General features: G+C 43.0%; 14 protein-coding genes. 11 read left to right on the forward strand and 3 right to left on the reverse strand.

Annotation, left to right across the window (positions count from 1 at the left end; all coding sequences use genetic code 11):
- The 3 genes from porL to porN are packed head-to-tail and all read left to right on the forward strand — an operon-like array spanning position 1 to position 3293.
- Complete coding sequence (porL, locus tag BM043_RS14540) at positions 1 to 795, forward strand: type IX secretion system motor protein PorL/GldL (RefSeq protein WP_092792906.1); 795 nt, start codon at positions 1 to 3, stop codon at positions 793 to 795.
- A 38-nt stretch (positions 796 to 833) separates the two neighbouring features.
- The gene (gene porM, locus BM043_RS14545; RefSeq protein WP_092792908.1) at positions 834 to 2447 is read left to right on the forward strand and encodes a type IX secretion system motor protein PorM/GldM; all 1614 of its coding nucleotides are present in this window, start codon (positions 834 to 836) and stop codon (positions 2445 to 2447) included.
- Positions 2448 to 2477: 30 nt separating this feature from the next.
- The gene (porN, locus tag BM043_RS14550) at positions 2478 to 3293 is read left to right on the forward strand and encodes a type IX secretion system ring subunit PorN/GldN (RefSeq protein ID WP_092792910.1); all 816 of its coding nucleotides are present in this window, start codon (positions 2478 to 2480) and stop codon (positions 3291 to 3293) included.
- A 15-nt stretch (positions 3294 to 3308) separates the two neighbouring features.
- Here the strand turns inward: porN and uvrC are convergent, their stop codons facing one another.
- The 3 genes from uvrC to porW form a co-directional block, all read right to left on the reverse strand.
- Positions 3309 to 5114, reverse strand: coding sequence for an excinuclease ABC subunit UvrC (uvrC, locus tag BM043_RS14555; protein WP_092792912.1), 1806 nt, complete (start codon positions 5112 to 5114; stop codon positions 3309 to 3311).
- A gap of 62 nt (positions 5115 to 5176) precedes the next feature.
- On the reverse strand, positions 5177 to 7480 hold the full coding sequence (locus tag BM043_RS14560) for a penicillin-binding protein 1A (RefSeq protein ID WP_092792913.1): 2304 nt from the start codon (positions 7478 to 7480) through the stop codon (positions 5177 to 5179).
- A gap of 3 nt (positions 7481 to 7483) precedes the next feature.
- Positions 7484 to 10108, reverse strand: a complete 2625-nt coding sequence (gene porW / locus BM043_RS14565; protein WP_092792915.1) for a type IX secretion system periplasmic lipoprotein PorW/SprE — start codon at positions 10106 to 10108, stop codon at positions 7484 to 7486.
- Between the two features lie 132 nt (positions 10109 to 10240).
- On the opposite strand from porW, the gene BM043_RS14570 reads away from it, so the two are divergent.
- From BM043_RS14570 to atpG, 8 genes are all read left to right on the forward strand, one after another.
- On the forward strand, positions 10241 to 10477 hold the full coding sequence (locus BM043_RS14570) for an AtpZ/AtpI family protein (protein ID WP_092792916.1): 237 nt from the start codon (positions 10241 to 10243) through the stop codon (positions 10475 to 10477).
- A 36-nt stretch (positions 10478 to 10513) separates the two neighbouring features.
- Positions 10514 to 10897: a hypothetical protein gene (locus BM043_RS14575; protein WP_092792918.1), complete on the forward strand. Its 384-nt coding sequence runs from the start codon at positions 10514 to 10516 to the stop codon at positions 10895 to 10897.
- Positions 10898 to 10916: 19 nt separating this feature from the next.
- The gene (gene atpB, locus BM043_RS14580) at positions 10917 to 11957 is read left to right on the forward strand and encodes a F0F1 ATP synthase subunit A (RefSeq protein WP_092792920.1); all 1041 of its coding nucleotides are present in this window, start codon (positions 10917 to 10919) and stop codon (positions 11955 to 11957) included.
- A 35-nt stretch (positions 11958 to 11992) separates the two neighbouring features.
- Positions 11993 to 12253 (forward strand): ATP synthase F0 subunit C, encoded by a 261-nt coding sequence (gene atpE / locus BM043_RS14585; protein WP_092792921.1) that lies wholly within the window; start codon positions 11993 to 11995, stop codon positions 12251 to 12253.
- A 71-nt stretch (positions 12254 to 12324) separates the two neighbouring features.
- Positions 12325 to 12819 (forward strand): F0F1 ATP synthase subunit B, encoded by a 495-nt coding sequence (gene atpF / locus BM043_RS14590; RefSeq protein ID WP_092792923.1) that lies wholly within the window; start codon positions 12325 to 12327, stop codon positions 12817 to 12819.
- Between the two features lie 9 nt (positions 12820 to 12828).
- Positions 12829 to 13389, forward strand: coding sequence for an ATP synthase F1 subunit delta (gene atpH / locus BM043_RS14595; protein ID WP_092792926.1), 561 nt, complete (start codon positions 12829 to 12831; stop codon positions 13387 to 13389).
- Between the two features lie 27 nt (positions 13390 to 13416).
- A complete protein-coding gene (gene atpA / locus BM043_RS14600) occupies positions 13417 to 14994 on the forward strand; it encodes a F0F1 ATP synthase subunit alpha (protein WP_092792928.1) in 1578 nt (525 codons plus the stop codon).
- Positions 14995 to 15052: 58 nt separating this feature from the next.
- Positions 15053 to 15925: an ATP synthase F1 subunit gamma gene (atpG, locus tag BM043_RS14605; protein ID WP_092792930.1), complete on the forward strand. Its 873-nt coding sequence runs from the start codon at positions 15053 to 15055 to the stop codon at positions 15923 to 15925.
- Positions 15926 to 16014 lie beyond the last annotated feature (89 nt).

Consider the following 16014-nt stretch of genomic DNA (forward strand, 5'->3'; position numbering starts at 1 on the left):
ATGGCTAGCAACAGCAACTTCTTTTATTCCAACGTAATGCCAAAGATCTATGGCATTGGCGCGGCAGTCGTAATCCTAGGAGCGATGTTTAAAATCCTTGATTGGCAAGGTGCAAACTGGATGATCGGTATTGGATTGTCTACGGAAGCAGTAATTTTCTTCTTGTCTGCTTTCGAGCCCAGAGCTAACGAAGTGGATTGGACCAAAGTTTATCCTGAATTGGCCGAGGATGGAACTGTTGCACCAAGAAGAGCTCCTAAAGCAGCCGCCGCTGGAGACCAAACTTCTCAAAAGCTAGATGAAATGCTGGCCAAAGCCAAAGTTGGTCCTGAATTAATTGAAAGCCTAGGCAAAGGAATGCAAAACCTTGCAAGCTCTGCCGAGAAAATGGGAAATCTTGCAGACGCCGCTGTAGCTACCAATGAATATGCTACAAACGTAAAAACGGCTGCCAAGACCCTAGTGGATATGAATGCTTCTTATGGCAAAACTGCCGCGGCTCTTACCGAAATGTCTGCAGCTTCTCAAGATGCCAAAGAATATCACACCCAAGTAGTCACGGTGACCAAAAATCTTTCTGCTCTGAATGCAGTCTATGAAATGGAACTTCAGGATGCAAACAGCCATGTGAAGACCTTGAATAAATTCTATTCAAACATGACTGCGGCAATGGAAGGATTGAGCGAAGCAGGAAAAGAAACTGAAGCGTTTAAAAATGAACTTGCCAAGCTGAACCAAAACGTCAGCTCACTTAACAAAATATATGGTGGAATGCTATCCGCTATGAAAGGTTAATTCTTTTCAATTCACAAAAATCCATTAGATAAGAACAAATGGCAGGAGTAAAAGAAACACCTAGACAGCGGATGATCGGAATGATGTACCTCGTGCTGACCGCTTTGTTGGCATTGCAGGTAAGTAATCAGATCCTTCAAAAGTTCGTCTTGATCAACGACGGTATGGAACGCACCTCGCGTAACTACGTCTTGAAAAATCAAGCGACAGTTGAATCCATAGAATATACGGTAGAGCAACAGGGGAACAACGAAAAAGATGTCCCAAAAGTAGGAGCTGCTCAAGAAATCCGTGAAGAAACCAAAGAAATTACCGCCTATTTGGAGGAATTGAAAAAGCAACTGATCGAACAGTCAGGAGCGAAAAATGAAGAAGGAAACTTCGTCAATTCCTCTTTGAAGAATACAGAAGTCGCTGGAAATATCTTTGTAAACAACGGTAAGGGAGAAGAGCTAAAAGCTACCTTGAATGGTTTTCCAACTAAAGTCCAAGAGATTTTAGAAGGAGTAGGAATCACAGACCAAACGTTTAACCCAATCGCTTTGGACGCTTCCGAGATCGACCTATTTAAAAACGACAGTGAAGCCCGAAACAAGGACTTTACAAATCTAAACTTTGTCAAATCTCCGGTTGGAGCTGTTTTAGCTTTGCTATCACAATATCAGAATGAAGTATTGAATATCGAAAGTGAGGCTTTGTCCACTATCGCAAATACAATCGGTTCGTTTTACTTCAAAGCAGATATTACAGAAGCTCAAATTTCGGCGGTTTCAAATATCGTAGCTGCAGGTACCAAATTTGAAGGTACCATGTTTATCGCTTCTTCATCATCTTCTTCTCGCCCAACTATGAATGTGGACGGACGATCAGTAGAAGTGGATGAAAAAGGGTTTGGACGAATTGAATTTACGGCAACTCCTGCGACTGAATATGATGATAGAGGTCTTTCACGTAGAGTTTTGTCCGGTGAAATCGTCACCAACATCGGGGGAGAAGATCAGGTTCTTCCTGTCGAATACGAATATTTTGTCGCGCAGCCAGTCGTGAAAGTTTCTTCTGAAGTAGTTCAGCAGTTATATGCAGATTGTGCGAATGAGCTCTTAATTGAAGTGCCTGCTTTAGGAAATACTTATGCTCCTGAATTTGCGATCAGCAATGGTCAGTCTATCAAAGGAAATTCCCCTGGACAAGTTACGATCATTCCGGGTGCTTCTGGAAAGGTGACCATCGGAGTGAGCAGTGGAGGAAATAAAATCGATGATGTCGAGTTTGATATCAAGCCTGTACCTGCGCCGTCTATCGTACCTGTGATGGGTAATGGTAACGAAGTTGACATCAGTCAGTCTCAAGCAATCGGTTCCTTGACTGGATTGAAAGTGAGAGCAGTTCCTGAGCCAACATTTGGAAGAACAATGGCTAAAGACGCAAACTTTGAAGTAACAGGTGGAGAGGTACGATTATTGAGAAATGATGTACCAAGACAGACTATTCAAATCGCAAGTGGCAATAATATTGCAATGCGTCAGTTATTAGAAAGTGCGCGTGCTGGTGATGATATTGTAGTTGTCGTAAATCAAGTGACCCGTACCAACTTTAGAGGAAATAAAATTCCTACTACTTTGAATCAAATCATTCGGATCGGGGTAAAATAATATCCCGATAAGAATCAAGAATAAAAGATTATGAAAACTATCCTTCAAAAATTAATCCTTGCTGCATTGGTGATTGGGCTTTTTGCTCCTCTCACTTCCAATGCACAGGTAGCAACTAGTGTCAATCCATCAGGATTTGGAGATCGGCAGTTTGATATGGATACTATTTTCTCGGCGAGAAAAATCCGCGAAGATGATAAAATGTATCAAATCGGAGTTTGGCGAAGAATTGATTTGAGGGAAAAATATAATCTTTCGCTCTATGGTTCTGGCGATGCAAAAAGTAACGGGATCATCAATCAAATTTACGATGCTATTGTAGATGAAAATGCACTTGAAGTTTTCGGAGACGAAGATTTCACGCAGCCACTTTCTATCGCAGAGTTTCAGGAAAACTTCTGGTTGAATGCCACCGGAGACAGCATCTTCTCCAAGCAGTTGTACTATTTGGATTTTAAAGAAGACTTTGTCTTTGACAAACATCACTCGGATATGGTTTTTGACATCAAGTTTATCCATTTGGTGATGCCTTCTGCGACGAATTCAAATGCTGGGGAGAAGACCATCGGATACATCAGATACAAGGATTTCTTCAATTACTTCAAAGATCATCCCGAAGCGAGATGGATCAACTTTAAGAACCTTTCTAAAAGTTTGACTTATGATGAAGCCTTCGAATCCAGACTCTTCAGGTCAGTAGTGAGAAGATATACCAATCCTGATGAAGCACTGGTGGCGGATTTGGTAGATTTGGATCATCCTAATCCTGAAATGCAAGCGTATTTAGATGCACTAGCTTTCGAATACGATTTATTAGAATTTGAAAATTCCCTCTGGGAATGGTAAAATATAAAAGGGGCTTTAGGCCCCTTTATTTTTTTCTTTCCATTTAATCAGTTCCTGAGCTTTACTTTTCCCGATAATTGCTGCGAGCTCTTCCTCCTTTGCCAAACTAATCTTCTTGACCGATTTGAAATGACTGAGCAATTTATCAGCAGTATTTTGGCCTATCCCGGGGATAGAAGTAAGCTGGGTACCAAAGGCATTTTTACTCCTGACGTTTCGATGAAAGGTGATCGCAAACCGGTGGGCTTCATCTCTGATCCGTTGTAAAAGTCTGAGGCTTTCCGATTTTTTATCGATGTGAATGGGATAGGAATCTCCAGGAAAATAGATCTCTTCCAGGCGTTTTGCAATTCCGATAATCGGCATTTTACCATAGATACCCAATTCCTGCAAAGCTTCTACTGCGGAGGATAGCTGACCTTTACCACCGTCGATTACAATGAGCTTTGGCAAAGGTTTTTCCTCCTCCAAAAGTCGCTTATACCTTCTCCCTACGATTTCCTTCATACTGGCAAAATCATTGGGTCCTTCGACCGTTTTGACGTGATAATGTCGGTATTCTTTGACAGCGGGTTTCCCGTTGAGAAAGCACACCATACTGGCCACCGGATTGGTCCCTTGAATGTTTGAATTGTCAAAGCATTCGATGTGATCAGGAATATCGGGTAAACTTAAATCTTGCTGGAGTTGGCGGATAACCCGATCTTTTTTGTCTTGATTCAAGCCCTGTAGCAAAGCTTTTTCTTTTTTATAAAAAAGAGCATTCTTAACCGATAAATCGATTAGGTGCTTTTTGTCTCCGATTTTTGGCTGTACGAGGTTCAATCCTTCGATTGGGTTAGTGATGGAGATATTGGTAAGGGTTTCATCCGCATCACTGTTGAATTGATCTTGAAGTCGAATGAGCGCTGCTACCAAAAGTTCTTCCTCAGGTTCGTCCAGTTTTTTCTTCAGTTCCACGTTTTTTGAAACGATGAGCGAACCATTTTTTACCCGCATATAATTCACGTAGGCTTGCTTGTCATCCACCACGATGGTACAGACATCGTGATTGTGAATGCTGGGATTGGCGACGAGTGACTTGGCTTGATATTTTTCTAGCAAGTCCAATTTATCTTTGGTTCGTTGGGCCTTTTCAAATTCAAGGTTTTCGGCAAACTCCTGCATCTGCTGTTTGAAGATGCTTTTCGCTTGGCCCAAATTTCCCTTCAAAATGTGCTTAGCTTGTTCCAAATCCTCCATATAGTCTTTCTCCTTTTGCTTTCCCACACAGGGTCCCTGACAGTTTCCGATGTGATATTCTAGGCAGACTTTATATTTTCCTTCTTCAATTTTGTATGGGGACAAATCCAGCTTGCAGGTACGAATAGTGAATAATTCCCGGATCAAGTCCAGCACATTATTCATCGCTTTGACACTGGCAAAGGGCCCGAAATAAGTACCTCTTTTAGGAAGATATTTTCGGGTTGGGAAAATCCTCGGAAAATTCTCCTTGGTGATCAATAAATAAGGGTAGGTTTTATCATCTCTCAGCAAAATATTGTATTTGGGCTGAGACTTTTTGATTAGATTATTTTCTAAAAGTAAGGCATCAAACTCCGAATCAACCAAGGTGATTTCAATCCGACGGATTTCCTTAACCATTCGTCGGGTTTTTAAGTTGACCCCGGTATTTTTATTAAAATAGCTACTGACGCGTTTTTTAAGACTTTTGGCTTTTCCTACATAAATCAATTCATCCGACTCATTGAAGTATTTATACACCCCGGGGTGATCGGGCAGTTGAAGGTGTGCTTCGGGTGTGAATGAAGAGGATTGCATACGGCTAAATTAAAAAACAGTCCCGAGAAGAGACTGTTTTTATTTATTGGGATTGGGGAAAATCAAAAATCGTCTCTTTGGGAATCGTAATCAAACTCCACAAATCGCTGACTTTCTCGCTCGTAAACATTACAATCGATCTCAATGCTGAGCGGTCGCTCGGGCATAGGGAAAGGGCCTTTTGTATATCCCAAGCTTTCATCAGCATATACTTTTTCCATGTATTTGACCCAAATGGGACGAGCAGTCTGTCCACCCTGACCGGTAATCCAACTCCTAAAGTGAATGGCGCGGTCATCTCCTCCTGTCCAAACACCCGATACTAAATCCTTGCTCATTCCGATGTACCAGCCATCCGAAGCATTTTGGGTAGTTCCGGTTTTTCCTCCTAATTGATTCCCTTCACGCAATGCCCAAGGAACACCTTGACTAGTTCCTTCCGACTCTTCAAATCCACCTCTGAGCATGTAAGTCATAAGATAGGCATGCTCTTCGCTCATGGCGGGGCGCTTTTTAGGAGTGAATTGCTGGATGACATTTCCGTTTTTGTCTTCGATCCGGTCGATGTAGAACGGCGTAGTGTGCTCCCCTTTATTGACAAAAGTCCCGAAGGCTCCCACCATTTCAAAGATGGAAACATCATTTACGCCCAAAGCCAAAGCCGGCACTTCTTCCAAATCACTCGTGACCCCTAATCGCCTTGCGGTTTCCACCACGATTTTTGGGCTGAGCTTTTTCATCATGTAGGCTGTCACAGAGTTCACAGATTTTGCCATGGCCTTACGGATGCTCATTTTTTCGTAGGTGAATTTCCCATCTGCATTGGAAGGAGACCAGGCAGGTTGACCAGGAATATAAACCTCTACGGGTTGATCAATCACAGAATAGCATGGACTGTATCCGTTTTCGATGGCAGCTGCATATACAAAAGGCTTAAAGGTTGATCCCGGCTGCCTTTTACTTTGCTTCACATGATCAAATTTGAAATATTTATGGTCGATTCCACCTACCCAAGCTTTGATATGACCCGTGTGGGGATCCATGCTCATAAATCCAGTCTGAAGGAATTTCTTATAATAGCGCATGGAATCCATCGTGCTCATCAGGGTGTCAATCTCACCATTCCAAGAAAATACCTTCATGGGTTTTTTCTCGTTGAGCTTGTATTCGATCGAATCGGTGTCGTCTTTATAGCGGGTTTTCAGCAACCGATAAGCTTCGGTCCTTTTTACCGCATTTTCGATGAAGTTGGGAATCACCCGACCATCGCTATCTATCCACGGATCCCGATTTCCCATTTCGTTGAAAAACTTTTCTTGAAGTACCCGCATGTGTTCGTCCACTGCCTCTTCTGCGTATTGTTGCATGCGGCTATCAATGGTGGCGTAGATCTTCAATCCGTCGCCAAAAAGGTCATAGGATGTACCGTCAGATTTGATGTTTTCTTTAGTCCATCGAATCAAGTCTGCTTTGATTACTTCGCGGAAATAAGTAGCCAATCCTTTATTATGGTTGGATACATTATAGTTCAACTCGATGGGCAATTTGGAGATAGAGTCGTATTCGGCCTCACTGAGTGAGTTATTTTTCAGCATTTGTCCCAGGACCGTGTTTCTCCTTCTAAATGAATTATCGGGATTGAAAACAGGGCTGTAATAGGTGGGGGCTTTGAAGAGTCCTACCAAAACGGCCGATTCCTGTACATTTAGTTCTGAGGGGTCTTTACCAAAAAATGTAGAAGCCGCAGTTTTGATCCCATAGGCATTGGAGCCAAACTCAGAGGTGTTTAAATAAAGCGTCAGAATCTCGTTTTTGGTATAGGCTTTTTCTAGCTGAGTCGCTACGATCCACTCTTTGGTTTTCACGATTAGCATTCGTAGTCCGGGAACCGAACTCAAAAACCCCTGATTGGCAATATTCCTGGTTTTAAACAGGTTTTTGGCAGTTTGCTGACTCAAAGTAGATCCTCCACCGGCACTTTGCTGCAAGATGATTGATTTGACAAAAACCCGAATCATGGCGATCATATCAATCCCGGAATGGTCTTCAAAACGCTCATCCTCTGTGGCGATGAGAGCTTGTACCAGATTAGGCGAAAGTTCATGATAGCTGACAGGAGATCTGTTTTCTCGGTAATAGGTCCCGAGTAATACTCCGTCTGAGGAATACAATTCGGAAGCTTCCTCACTTTCAGGATTTTCCAAGGTTTTAAAATCCGGGAGTGGGCCAAAAAGTCCTAGGAAATTTATGCTGACCATCCATACAAACAGGATGAAACCCAAAACTCCGGCTGCAAACGCAATCCAGAGGTATTTAATGGTCTTCTTTGCCCAAGGAGCTGTCTCAGGTCTGGTGTTTTTACTCATATTTTATTGGTAAGCGACCTTGAAAAAGGCCCGGTATTCCTCGATATTTTTTGTACGGTTAAGTACCTGAAAGTTTTCAATGGAAATAAAAAACGAATTGTTTTTTATTTGATCGGAAATTTTATCGGATTCAAAATCCGTTAGAAACTTCTCAAAATAGGTTTTAGCCTTTTCACCGTCAGTAAAAGGACTGATGATAAAGATAGCATTCTCTCGGTCCATATTCATCTCTCCAGTTCGCAGCCGCGCATTGGAGAAGTTTTTTGCGTGGAAAACCTCCAGGTCTCCTACCACTCCTTGGGCCTCCTTGGCTTCATCCGGACTCATTACCAATACCACAATATGTGTCTGGCTGTCATTGAGTTGGAAGGGAGAGTCTGGTAAGGGATTGGAGATTTCTGTCGAATCATTTTCAGCCACATTTGTAGAATCTGATTCTACTGCCGCCGAATCTACGGGATTCAATGCCGCAAGTTCTTCCGATGACAGCAGTGGAATCAGCATATTTCTTGCCAATTCTTTCAATGCGCCTTCTTCAGAATTTTCGATATAGCTTTCCAGTCGTTCCCGATACCGGGCTTTGCTTTCGAGCTTCCCTGTCACCATGATGTCAAGAAGGAGTAGTCGTTCGGTATTTCTCGTGAGGGGATAATCCTCTAAGGTACTTTTGATCAATTGGCCGGCCTGTTGAAACTTCCCTGAATAGTACAGATTGTAGGCCTCCTCATAGCGCTTGGAGGATTCGATATATGCTAAATTTCCAGAAGCGGCATCAGGATTATTGACAAAATAGGTGTATTGCGACTCGGGGTATTCGCGGTTGAGTCTGCTTACATATTGCTGGGAATTTCCATTTTGATCTTTCTGAGCAAGGTAAAGGAGGTAATAGGCTTCAGGTTTTCGGCTGCTTTGGGGATATTCCCGGACCAAAACCTCAAGATTTTCGATGCTGTTTTCGGCTTCGCTTAAATCAAAGTAAAGTAATTTTCCCAACTCAAAATAGGATTCCTCCAGTTCCTGATTCAGGGTGGAAATATCTTCTTCTGTAGATGGAATCTGTGCGAGCAAATCCTCGATGGAAGGCAACTGATTAAGTGGATTTGATTCTTCTTCGACTTCTTCTCCGCTTTCTTCGTCTTCAAGCGTTTCGGATTCGCTGTTGTCAAAAACTACTGCTCTTCTCCGCCAATTGTCCTGAAGTGGTCGGTCACCCCAAGTGCGATAAAAATCAATCGCCCCCTGCTGCATGGCTACTCCATTGTCAAAATAAAATGTCGAAGATCCCGATCCACGATCGGCAAAAGCCAATAGATTATCAAAAATCCCCGAACTCTCAGGCTCCTCCTGAGCTTTGGCTTCTGCAATCAGCCGCTCCTCTTCGGATTGGATAAACTGCTCAGCGATGACCCGCTGATCTTCTTCCGAAAGCTCACTTAAGACCAAAAGACTGTCATTGGATTGAATCCGCTCCACATGAAATACAAACTGATCTAAGGTTTCCTTTTGACTGGCAATCTGAACAGCTGCTGGACTTCCTTCCGGAATATAAGTGAGTGCACTGTCCAGGTAATACTTTGTAGCCCGGTAATCCCGAAATTCGTCAAGGTGGATATCGGCCAATTTCTCATAGATATATCCTTTCAGCCTTTCGTTGCTTCCGGGTTCTTTGGCCGCCTGGTGAAGCAAGTCTATTGTCAAAGGGATATCACCTTGTTTTTCTTCAAAAAGCGCTTGTTCATATACAATGACATCTTTCAGATCCCTGTTTTTCGGATCTTTATAGAGTGATTCGTAATAGTTTCGGACCTTTTTCAAGTCTTTGGAAGCATTGAGTTCGGCTACTTGCTGCGCAAAGAGCTGGGAATAAAAACTCCGCTCATAGGGGGGATTACCTTCTTGGGCTTTTTGATAAAAATCGTAGGCTAAAGCGTCCAAACCTTCCCGCTGATAGCGCTGAGCGAGGATAAAGTTAATTCGGGATTTCTCTTTGGGATCTTTGGCATATTCGATCGTTCGGTCCAAGGCGCCGATGACACCGTTTTGATCAGCTCTCTTTTCGTAATAATAAGCCAAAGTCCGGTAGAGTTCGTATCGGTTTTCATCTTTGATATCGCTTTCTTTGGATAGGTAATCGATGGTAAAATTGGCATTTTCCACTTCCTCCAGATCCACATAAAGCCGAAGCAAAGCAATCAGGGCCTGATGCCGGAGGTCTTTATCTTTGCTATTGACATTGACGTATTTGAAGGCGTTTTGAGCGTCGTCAAACTGTCCCTGCAGATAATCGATTTTTCCGATCAAATAATAGGAATCATCCACCCATTTGGAAATCCGATGCCATTCGATTGCTTTCGAGGCAAGGTCCCGGGCCGATTCCAGTTTTTCTTTATTGGCCTGAATCGTGGCCGAGTCAATCGGAAAAAAAACCGGAAGTACCTGCGTGTAATCTTCCTTGTAGTTGGTCTGAACTTCAGTGACTACTTCTTTGATTTTGACATCAGAGAGATAATAGGCATTGTAGTGGGAAGTGAGGTTGTGAAATGCCCGATTGGTAAAGGTATTTCGCTCAGAGGAACAGGATCCAATAAAAATGACTGAAATAAGAAGGATGATTTTGAAAAACCGCATGAGAAGTGGGTAGAAATCCGGGTACCAAAATAGGCTTTTTGAACTACTTAAAGAACGTTCAAGTGATTTCAATTATTTTGCCAATAAATTTCAGCTGAAAATAGATGCCGTAAAATTGGTTAATTTGGTAAGATGAACAAAAAAGAACCACAAAAACCACGATTTGATCCGCCTTTATATATGAAGTATATCGGTCTGTCTTTTCAGCTTTTTGCAGTGATCGGCGGAGGAACTTGGCTGGGATGGTGGATTCAGGGGAAAAGCGAGATGAAATTTCCGATTTGGATTATGCTCTTTGTTTTTTTGTCAATAGCCTTGGCATTTTATCAGCTTTGGCAATCCTTACAAAAGGATGAGCGGAGCAAATAAATTTTTTCCTGTAATTTTGCCTCAATTCTACAGCCTATGAAATTGCTCAAAAATATCCACCTTAGTTTTTTGGCCTTAAGTGTATTGATTTACCTGTTGATTTTACTTTTACAGCAGGTTTTGCCTCAGGTAATTCATGAGGAAATCTGGATGATTTTTGGGTTTTTGGCCATTTTCTCCTATTTCATTACGAGTGTGGCACTTTGGCTGTATAAAAAATCTCCTGAAAATATTCTGCAAATCAAACTTTTGGGTATGTTGATTCGCGTGATTAGTGCATTGGGCTTTATCGGGATCATGGTATTTCTGGGGATGGAGAATATTCTTCTGTTTATATCGGATTTCTTCATGATTTTTTTGTTCTACCTGATTTTTGATATCTACACCTTTATTTCTAACTTGCGCCCGATTTCGAAGTAGCCCTCAAAAAAACGAGTTAATGACGCGCAAAATTCTGGCATTAAGTGTTTTATTCTCAGTAATGTTACTGAGCTTCACCAGCGCGACTTTCGCAGCAGGTTCGGAGACCGAAGGAGGAGAAGATCCGACGGGTTTTATCATGCATCACATCAAGGATTCGCATGAATGGCATTTTTTCAATGTAGGGCATACTCATGTCACCTTGCCACTGCCTGTAATCACCTATGCTCCGGATCGGGGATTGGAGTTTTATTCCTCCAAAGATTTCCAAAATCCCGAGACGCATAAATTCGGAAAAGAATATGCGCACAATGGCATCTATATCGATGATCATGATCATTTGGGACGAGTGGATGGCGCTGCGATCTATGACTTTTCTTTGACCAAAAATGTGGCGATGATGATATTTGTCATTGCCGTGATTCTTTACATCTTTCTTTCGGCTGCCAGTCATTATAAAAAGCACGGTGCCGTAGCTCCAAGGGGAATTGCATCTTGGGTCGAGCCGATTATAATTTTTGTACGGGATGAGATTGCAGAAAAATCAATCGGTCCGAAATACAAAAAATTTGTTCCTTATTTATTGACCTTATTTTTCTTTGTCTGGATCGGCAACTTGCTGGGATTACTTCCTGGTGCTGCCAACTTGACCGGAAATATTGCGGTGACCTTTACCTTGGCAATCTTGACCTTTATCATCACCAATGTCAATGGAAACAAGGATTATTGGAAGCACGTATTTGCCACTCCGGGGGTACCGGTTGCATTGCTTCCCATTATCGTGGTGGTTGAGTTTATCGGATTATTTACCAAGCCCTTTGCCTTGATGGTCCGATTGTTTGTGGCGATCACGGCGGGACACATTGTGATTTTGTCCTTTATCGCTTTGGTATTCATCTTTGAGTCTTATACGATCGGGGTAGTCTCTACTCTGATGGTTACCTTTATAAATATGATCGAACTGTTGGTGGCTACGATTCAGGCCTATGTATTTACGTTGTTTACAGCGATGTACATTGGTGGAGCAGTAGCGGAGCATGCCCATGACGATCATCATTAATCGAATTTCTTTGTTCAATTTATAAATCTAACGTTATGTTAACTTCTATCTTGTTGACTGCAGGATTCGCACTAATGGGTGCAGGTATCGGTGCAGGTATTGTTGCGATTGGCGCAGGACTTGGTATCGGCCGTATTGGTGGTCAAGCAATGGAATCCATTGCTCGTCAGCCAGAAGCTGCAGGTAAAATTCAAACTGCCATGTTGATCATTGCAGCTTTGATCGAGGTGGTTTCCCTGTTTGCAGTAGTAATTTGTCTACTTATTGCATTGAATGCAGGCGGAGTTGCCTTCTAAGAACAATGAATAGGGATTGGCGCTAGGCCAATCCCTTCTTTTGAACAAACACGAAATTTAACCCATTTACCATGGATTTGATTGTACCTAGTTCGGGCCTGATATTTTGGCAACTGATTGGCTTTTTAGCCTTGTTTTATGTATTGCTAAAGTTTGCCTGGAAGCCCATGCTTGCAGCGCTTGAGGAGCGTGACGGAAGCATTGAAAGCGCATTGAAGGCTGCTGAACAAGCCCGCAATGAAATGGCAAATTTGAAAGCCGAAAACGAGAAGTTGTTGGCTGAGGCACGTGTAGAGCGTGATATGATTTTGACCAAAGCACAGGAGGCATCTAAGCGCATGATCGAAGAGGCCAAAGAAGAATCGATCAAGCAAGGTGCGCTTATGATCGAAAACGCCAAAGCCGTCATCGAAACTGAAAAGAAGGCAGCCCTTACCGAAGTGAAGAATCAAGTGGCTATTTTGACCTTGGAAGTAACTGAGAAATTGCTTCGTAAAAATCTTTCTGACCAAGCTTCTCAAAAAGAACTGGTGGATGAATTTGTCAAAGACCTGAAGTTAAACTAATCGAATTCCATGTCTAATCATCGAGTTGCTTCCCGATACGCCAAGTCCATCTTGGAGCTTTCTTTGGAAAAAGGATTGCTCGAGGAAGTATATGCGGATTTCAATAAGCTCAATAGTATTGCTCAGGAAAACCGGGAATTGGGTCTTTTACTAAAAAATCCGATAGTCGCTTCTGAGAAAAAACTGAAAGTTCTTCAGGAGTTATTTGCAAAAGACTCCCAAAAAATGACGCTTAAGTTTTTTGAGATCGTGGCTAAAAAGAACCGTGCGGATGTCCTAGTCGAAGTGGCTAAGGAATTTGTGGCGCAGTATAACTTACACAAATCGATTCAAGTAGCGGAATTGACTACCACCTATCCGGTAGAATCCGCTCAGCGAGAGATCTTCGAGAAATTGGTTAAGGATATTTCCGGAAAGAAAACCATTCAATTCATCGAAAAAATCAACCCCGATTTGATTGGGGGATTTGTATTGAAAGTCAATGACCGTCTTCTCGATGAGTCCTTGAAAAGTAAGCTAAACGCCTTGAAAATCGAGTTTAGCCAAAACCATTACGAAAGTAAAATATAATTTAAAAAGCATTAATCAATCTATATCATGGCAGAAGTAAGACCAGATGAAGTTTCGGCAATCCTGAGAGAGCAACTCTCCGGTGTCAGAACAGAGGCCGAACTTGAAGAAGTGGGCACCGTACTCCAAGTGGGTGACGGGGTAGCCCGAATCTATGGACTTTCAAAGGCACAGTCCGGTGAATTGCTGGAATTTGAAAATGGTCTGAAAGCCATGGTGCTCAACCTGGAAGAAGACAATGTCGGTGCCGTACTTTTTGGAGATTCCAAGGAAATCAAAGAAGGAGATACCGTAAAACGAACCAAGAAAATCGCTTCCCTGAAAGTAGGTGAAGGAATGCTAGGTCGGGTGGTAGATACACTCGGTAATCCAATTGATGGAAAAGGTCCTATCGCTGGTGAATTGTACGAGATGCCATTAGAGCGAAAAGCTCCCGGGGTAATCTACCGTCAGCCGGTAACCGAGCCACTTCAGACCGGAATCAAATCTATCGATGCCATGATTCCTATTGGACGTGGACAGCGGGAATTGGTGATTGGTGACCGTCAGACCGGTAAAACTGCCGTGGTGATTGATACCATTTTGAATCAAAAAGAATTTTACGATAGAGGAGAGCCTGTATTCTGTATCTATGTAGCTATTGGACAGAAAGCCTCTACCGTCGCAGGTGTAGTTGCTGCCTTGGAAAAAGGCGGTGCAATGCCTTATACCGTTATCGTGTTGGCCGGTGCATCAGATCCAGCTCCCATGCAGTTCTTTGCCCCATTTACGGGTGCAGCCATCGGAGAGTTTTTCCGTGATACCGGACGTCCGGCGTTGGTGGTATATGATGACCTTTCCAAGCAGGCGGTAGCTTACCGTGAGGTTTCCCTTCTTTTGAGAAGACCTCCGGGACGTGAGGCCTATCCTGGAGACGTGTTCTACCTGCACTCAAGATTGCTCGAAAGAGCCGCAAAAATCAATAAATCTGATGCCATTGCGCAGCAAATGAACGATCTGCCGGATACCATTAAGCATTTGGTCAAAGGTGGAGGTTCCTTAACTGCCCTTCCAATCATCGAAACCCAAGCGGGTGACGTTTCTGCTTACATTCCGACTAACGTGATTTCCATTACCGACGGTCAGATTTTCTTGGAGACCAACTTATTCAACTCCGGTATTCGTCCAGCGATCAACGTGGGTATTTCTGTATCCCGAGTAGGGGGTAATGCGCAGATCAAAACCATGAAAAAGGTAGCCGGTACCTTGAAGTTGGATCAGGCACAGTTCCGTGAATTGGAGGCTTTCTCTAAATTCGGATCTGACCTTGATGCCACGACTAAGCGTACCATCGAGAGAGGCCGCCGAAATCAAGAGATCCTAAAGCAGCCACAGTACGCTCCGGTAGCCGTAGAGCACCAGGTAGCGATCATTTATGCTTCTACTAAAGGCCTGATGGACAGTGTTCCTGTAGAAAAAGCAAGAGCATTTGAGCGTGAATTCTACTTGTTGCTTGATTCTTCTTATCCTGAGGCGTTGAAAGCAATCTTAGCCGGGGATATCGATACCGCCGGAGAGTTGCTCGAAAAAGCAGCAGCAGAACTTGCACCTAAGTTTTCAAAGTAATATTTCAACTACCGGGGCTTCGGCCTCGGTCATTAGATAGAAGTACAATTAAGCACTGATGGCTAACCTTAAGGAAGTAAAGCAGCGTATCACCTCGGTAGTTTCGACACAGCAGATTACCAAGGCTATGAAAATGGTCTCTGCGGCAAAACTCAGAAGAGCACAGGACAAAATCGTGCAGATGCGTCCCTATTCTCAGAAGTTGACCAATATCCTCAACAATGTTTCCGCGGCTGCCGAGGGATCGGAGGATCTAGTCTATGCCCAAAAGCGTGAGGTAAACAAGGTGCTGATCGTACCCGTGACTTCGGATAAGGGACTTTGCGGTGCCTTCAATTCCAATATTATCAAGGCCTCTAACGCAGCGATCAACGGGCAATTTGCAGGAAAGCAGATTTCCATTCTTCCTTTGGGTAAGAAAGCTTACGAATACTTCAAGAAATCCGATTACACGCTGATTGATCAGTTTTATCAGGTATTTTCAGAGGTTGCTTTTGACAATGTCAAGTCAGCGGCTGAGTTTGCCATGAACGGATTTGTAGCGGGAGATTATGATCAAGTGGTCTTGGTCTTCAATGAATTTAAGAACGTTGCTACGCAAATTATCCGTACCGAGAAGTTTTTGCCTATGGCCCAAGAGGAAACCAATGAGGTAAAGACGGCCGAGGTGGATTATATTTTGGAGCCATCGAGATCTTATATCATCGAGGAATTGGTTCCCACTTCCTTGAAGATTCAGTTTTACAAAGCTGTTTTGGAAAGCAATGCCTCCGAGCACGGCGCTCGAATGACCGCGATGGACAAGGCGACAGAAAACGCCGGAGATTTGCTTAAAGAACTTCGCCTGATGTACAACCGTACCCGTCAGGCAGCGATTACCAACGAGATTTTGGAAATCGTGGCCGGTGCCAATGCATTGGGAGGAAAATAAAATCCAATAGACCCATATTTCTAAACCACAGCTTGCAAGGGCTGTGGTTTTTTTGTGGGATTTTTATAAATTGAACTAAAGTTTTTAAT

Origin of the sequence: Algoriphagus hitonicola (assembly GCF_900113375.1) — a bacterium.
Lineage (GTDB): Bacteria > Bacteroidota > Bacteroidia > Cytophagales > Cyclobacteriaceae > Algoriphagus > Algoriphagus hitonicola.

Excerpts from the sequence above, each read along its gene's own strand:
- porW (WP_092792915.1), bottom strand. The coding sequence starts at position 10,108 with ATGCGGTTTTTCAAAATCATCCTTCTTATTTCAGTCATTTTTATTGGA.
- porN (WP_092792910.1), top strand. The coding sequence starts at position 2,478 with ATGAAAACTATCCTTCAAAAATTAATCCTTGCTGCATTGGTGATTGGG.
- atpH (WP_092792926.1), top strand. The coding sequence starts at position 12,829 with ATGTCTAATCATCGAGTTGCTTCCCGATACGCCAAGTCCATCTTGGAG.
- atpB (WP_092792920.1), top strand. The coding sequence starts at position 10,917 with ATGACGCGCAAAATTCTGGCATTAAGTGTTTTATTCTCAGTAATGTTA.
- porM (WP_092792908.1), top strand. The coding sequence starts at position 834 with ATGGCAGGAGTAAAAGAAACACCTAGACAGCGGATGATCGGAATGATG.
- atpE (WP_092792921.1), top strand. The coding sequence starts at position 11,993 with ATGTTAACTTCTATCTTGTTGACTGCAGGATTCGCACTAATGGGTGCA.
- atpF (WP_092792923.1), top strand. The coding sequence starts at position 12,325 with ATGGATTTGATTGTACCTAGTTCGGGCCTGATATTTTGGCAACTGATT.
- uvrC (WP_092792912.1), bottom strand. The coding sequence starts at position 5,114 with ATGCAATCCTCTTCATTCACACCCGAAGCACACCTTCAACTGCCCGAT.
- atpA (WP_092792928.1), top strand. The coding sequence starts at position 13,417 with ATGGCAGAAGTAAGACCAGATGAAGTTTCGGCAATCCTGAGAGAGCAA.
- porL (WP_092792906.1), top strand. The coding sequence starts at position 1 with ATGGCTAGCAACAGCAACTTCTTTTATTCCAACGTAATGCCAAAGATC.
- atpG (WP_092792930.1), top strand. The coding sequence starts at position 15,053 with ATGGCTAACCTTAAGGAAGTAAAGCAGCGTATCACCTCGGTAGTTTCG.
- BM043_RS14575 (WP_092792918.1), top strand. The coding sequence starts at position 10,514 with ATGAAATTGCTCAAAAATATCCACCTTAGTTTTTTGGCCTTAAGTGTA.
- BM043_RS14570 (WP_092792916.1), top strand. The coding sequence starts at position 10,241 with ATGAACAAAAAAGAACCACAAAAACCACGATTTGATCCGCCTTTATAT.
- BM043_RS14560 (WP_092792913.1), bottom strand. The coding sequence starts at position 7,480 with ATGAGTAAAAACACCAGACCTGAGACAGCTCCTTGGGCAAAGAAGACC.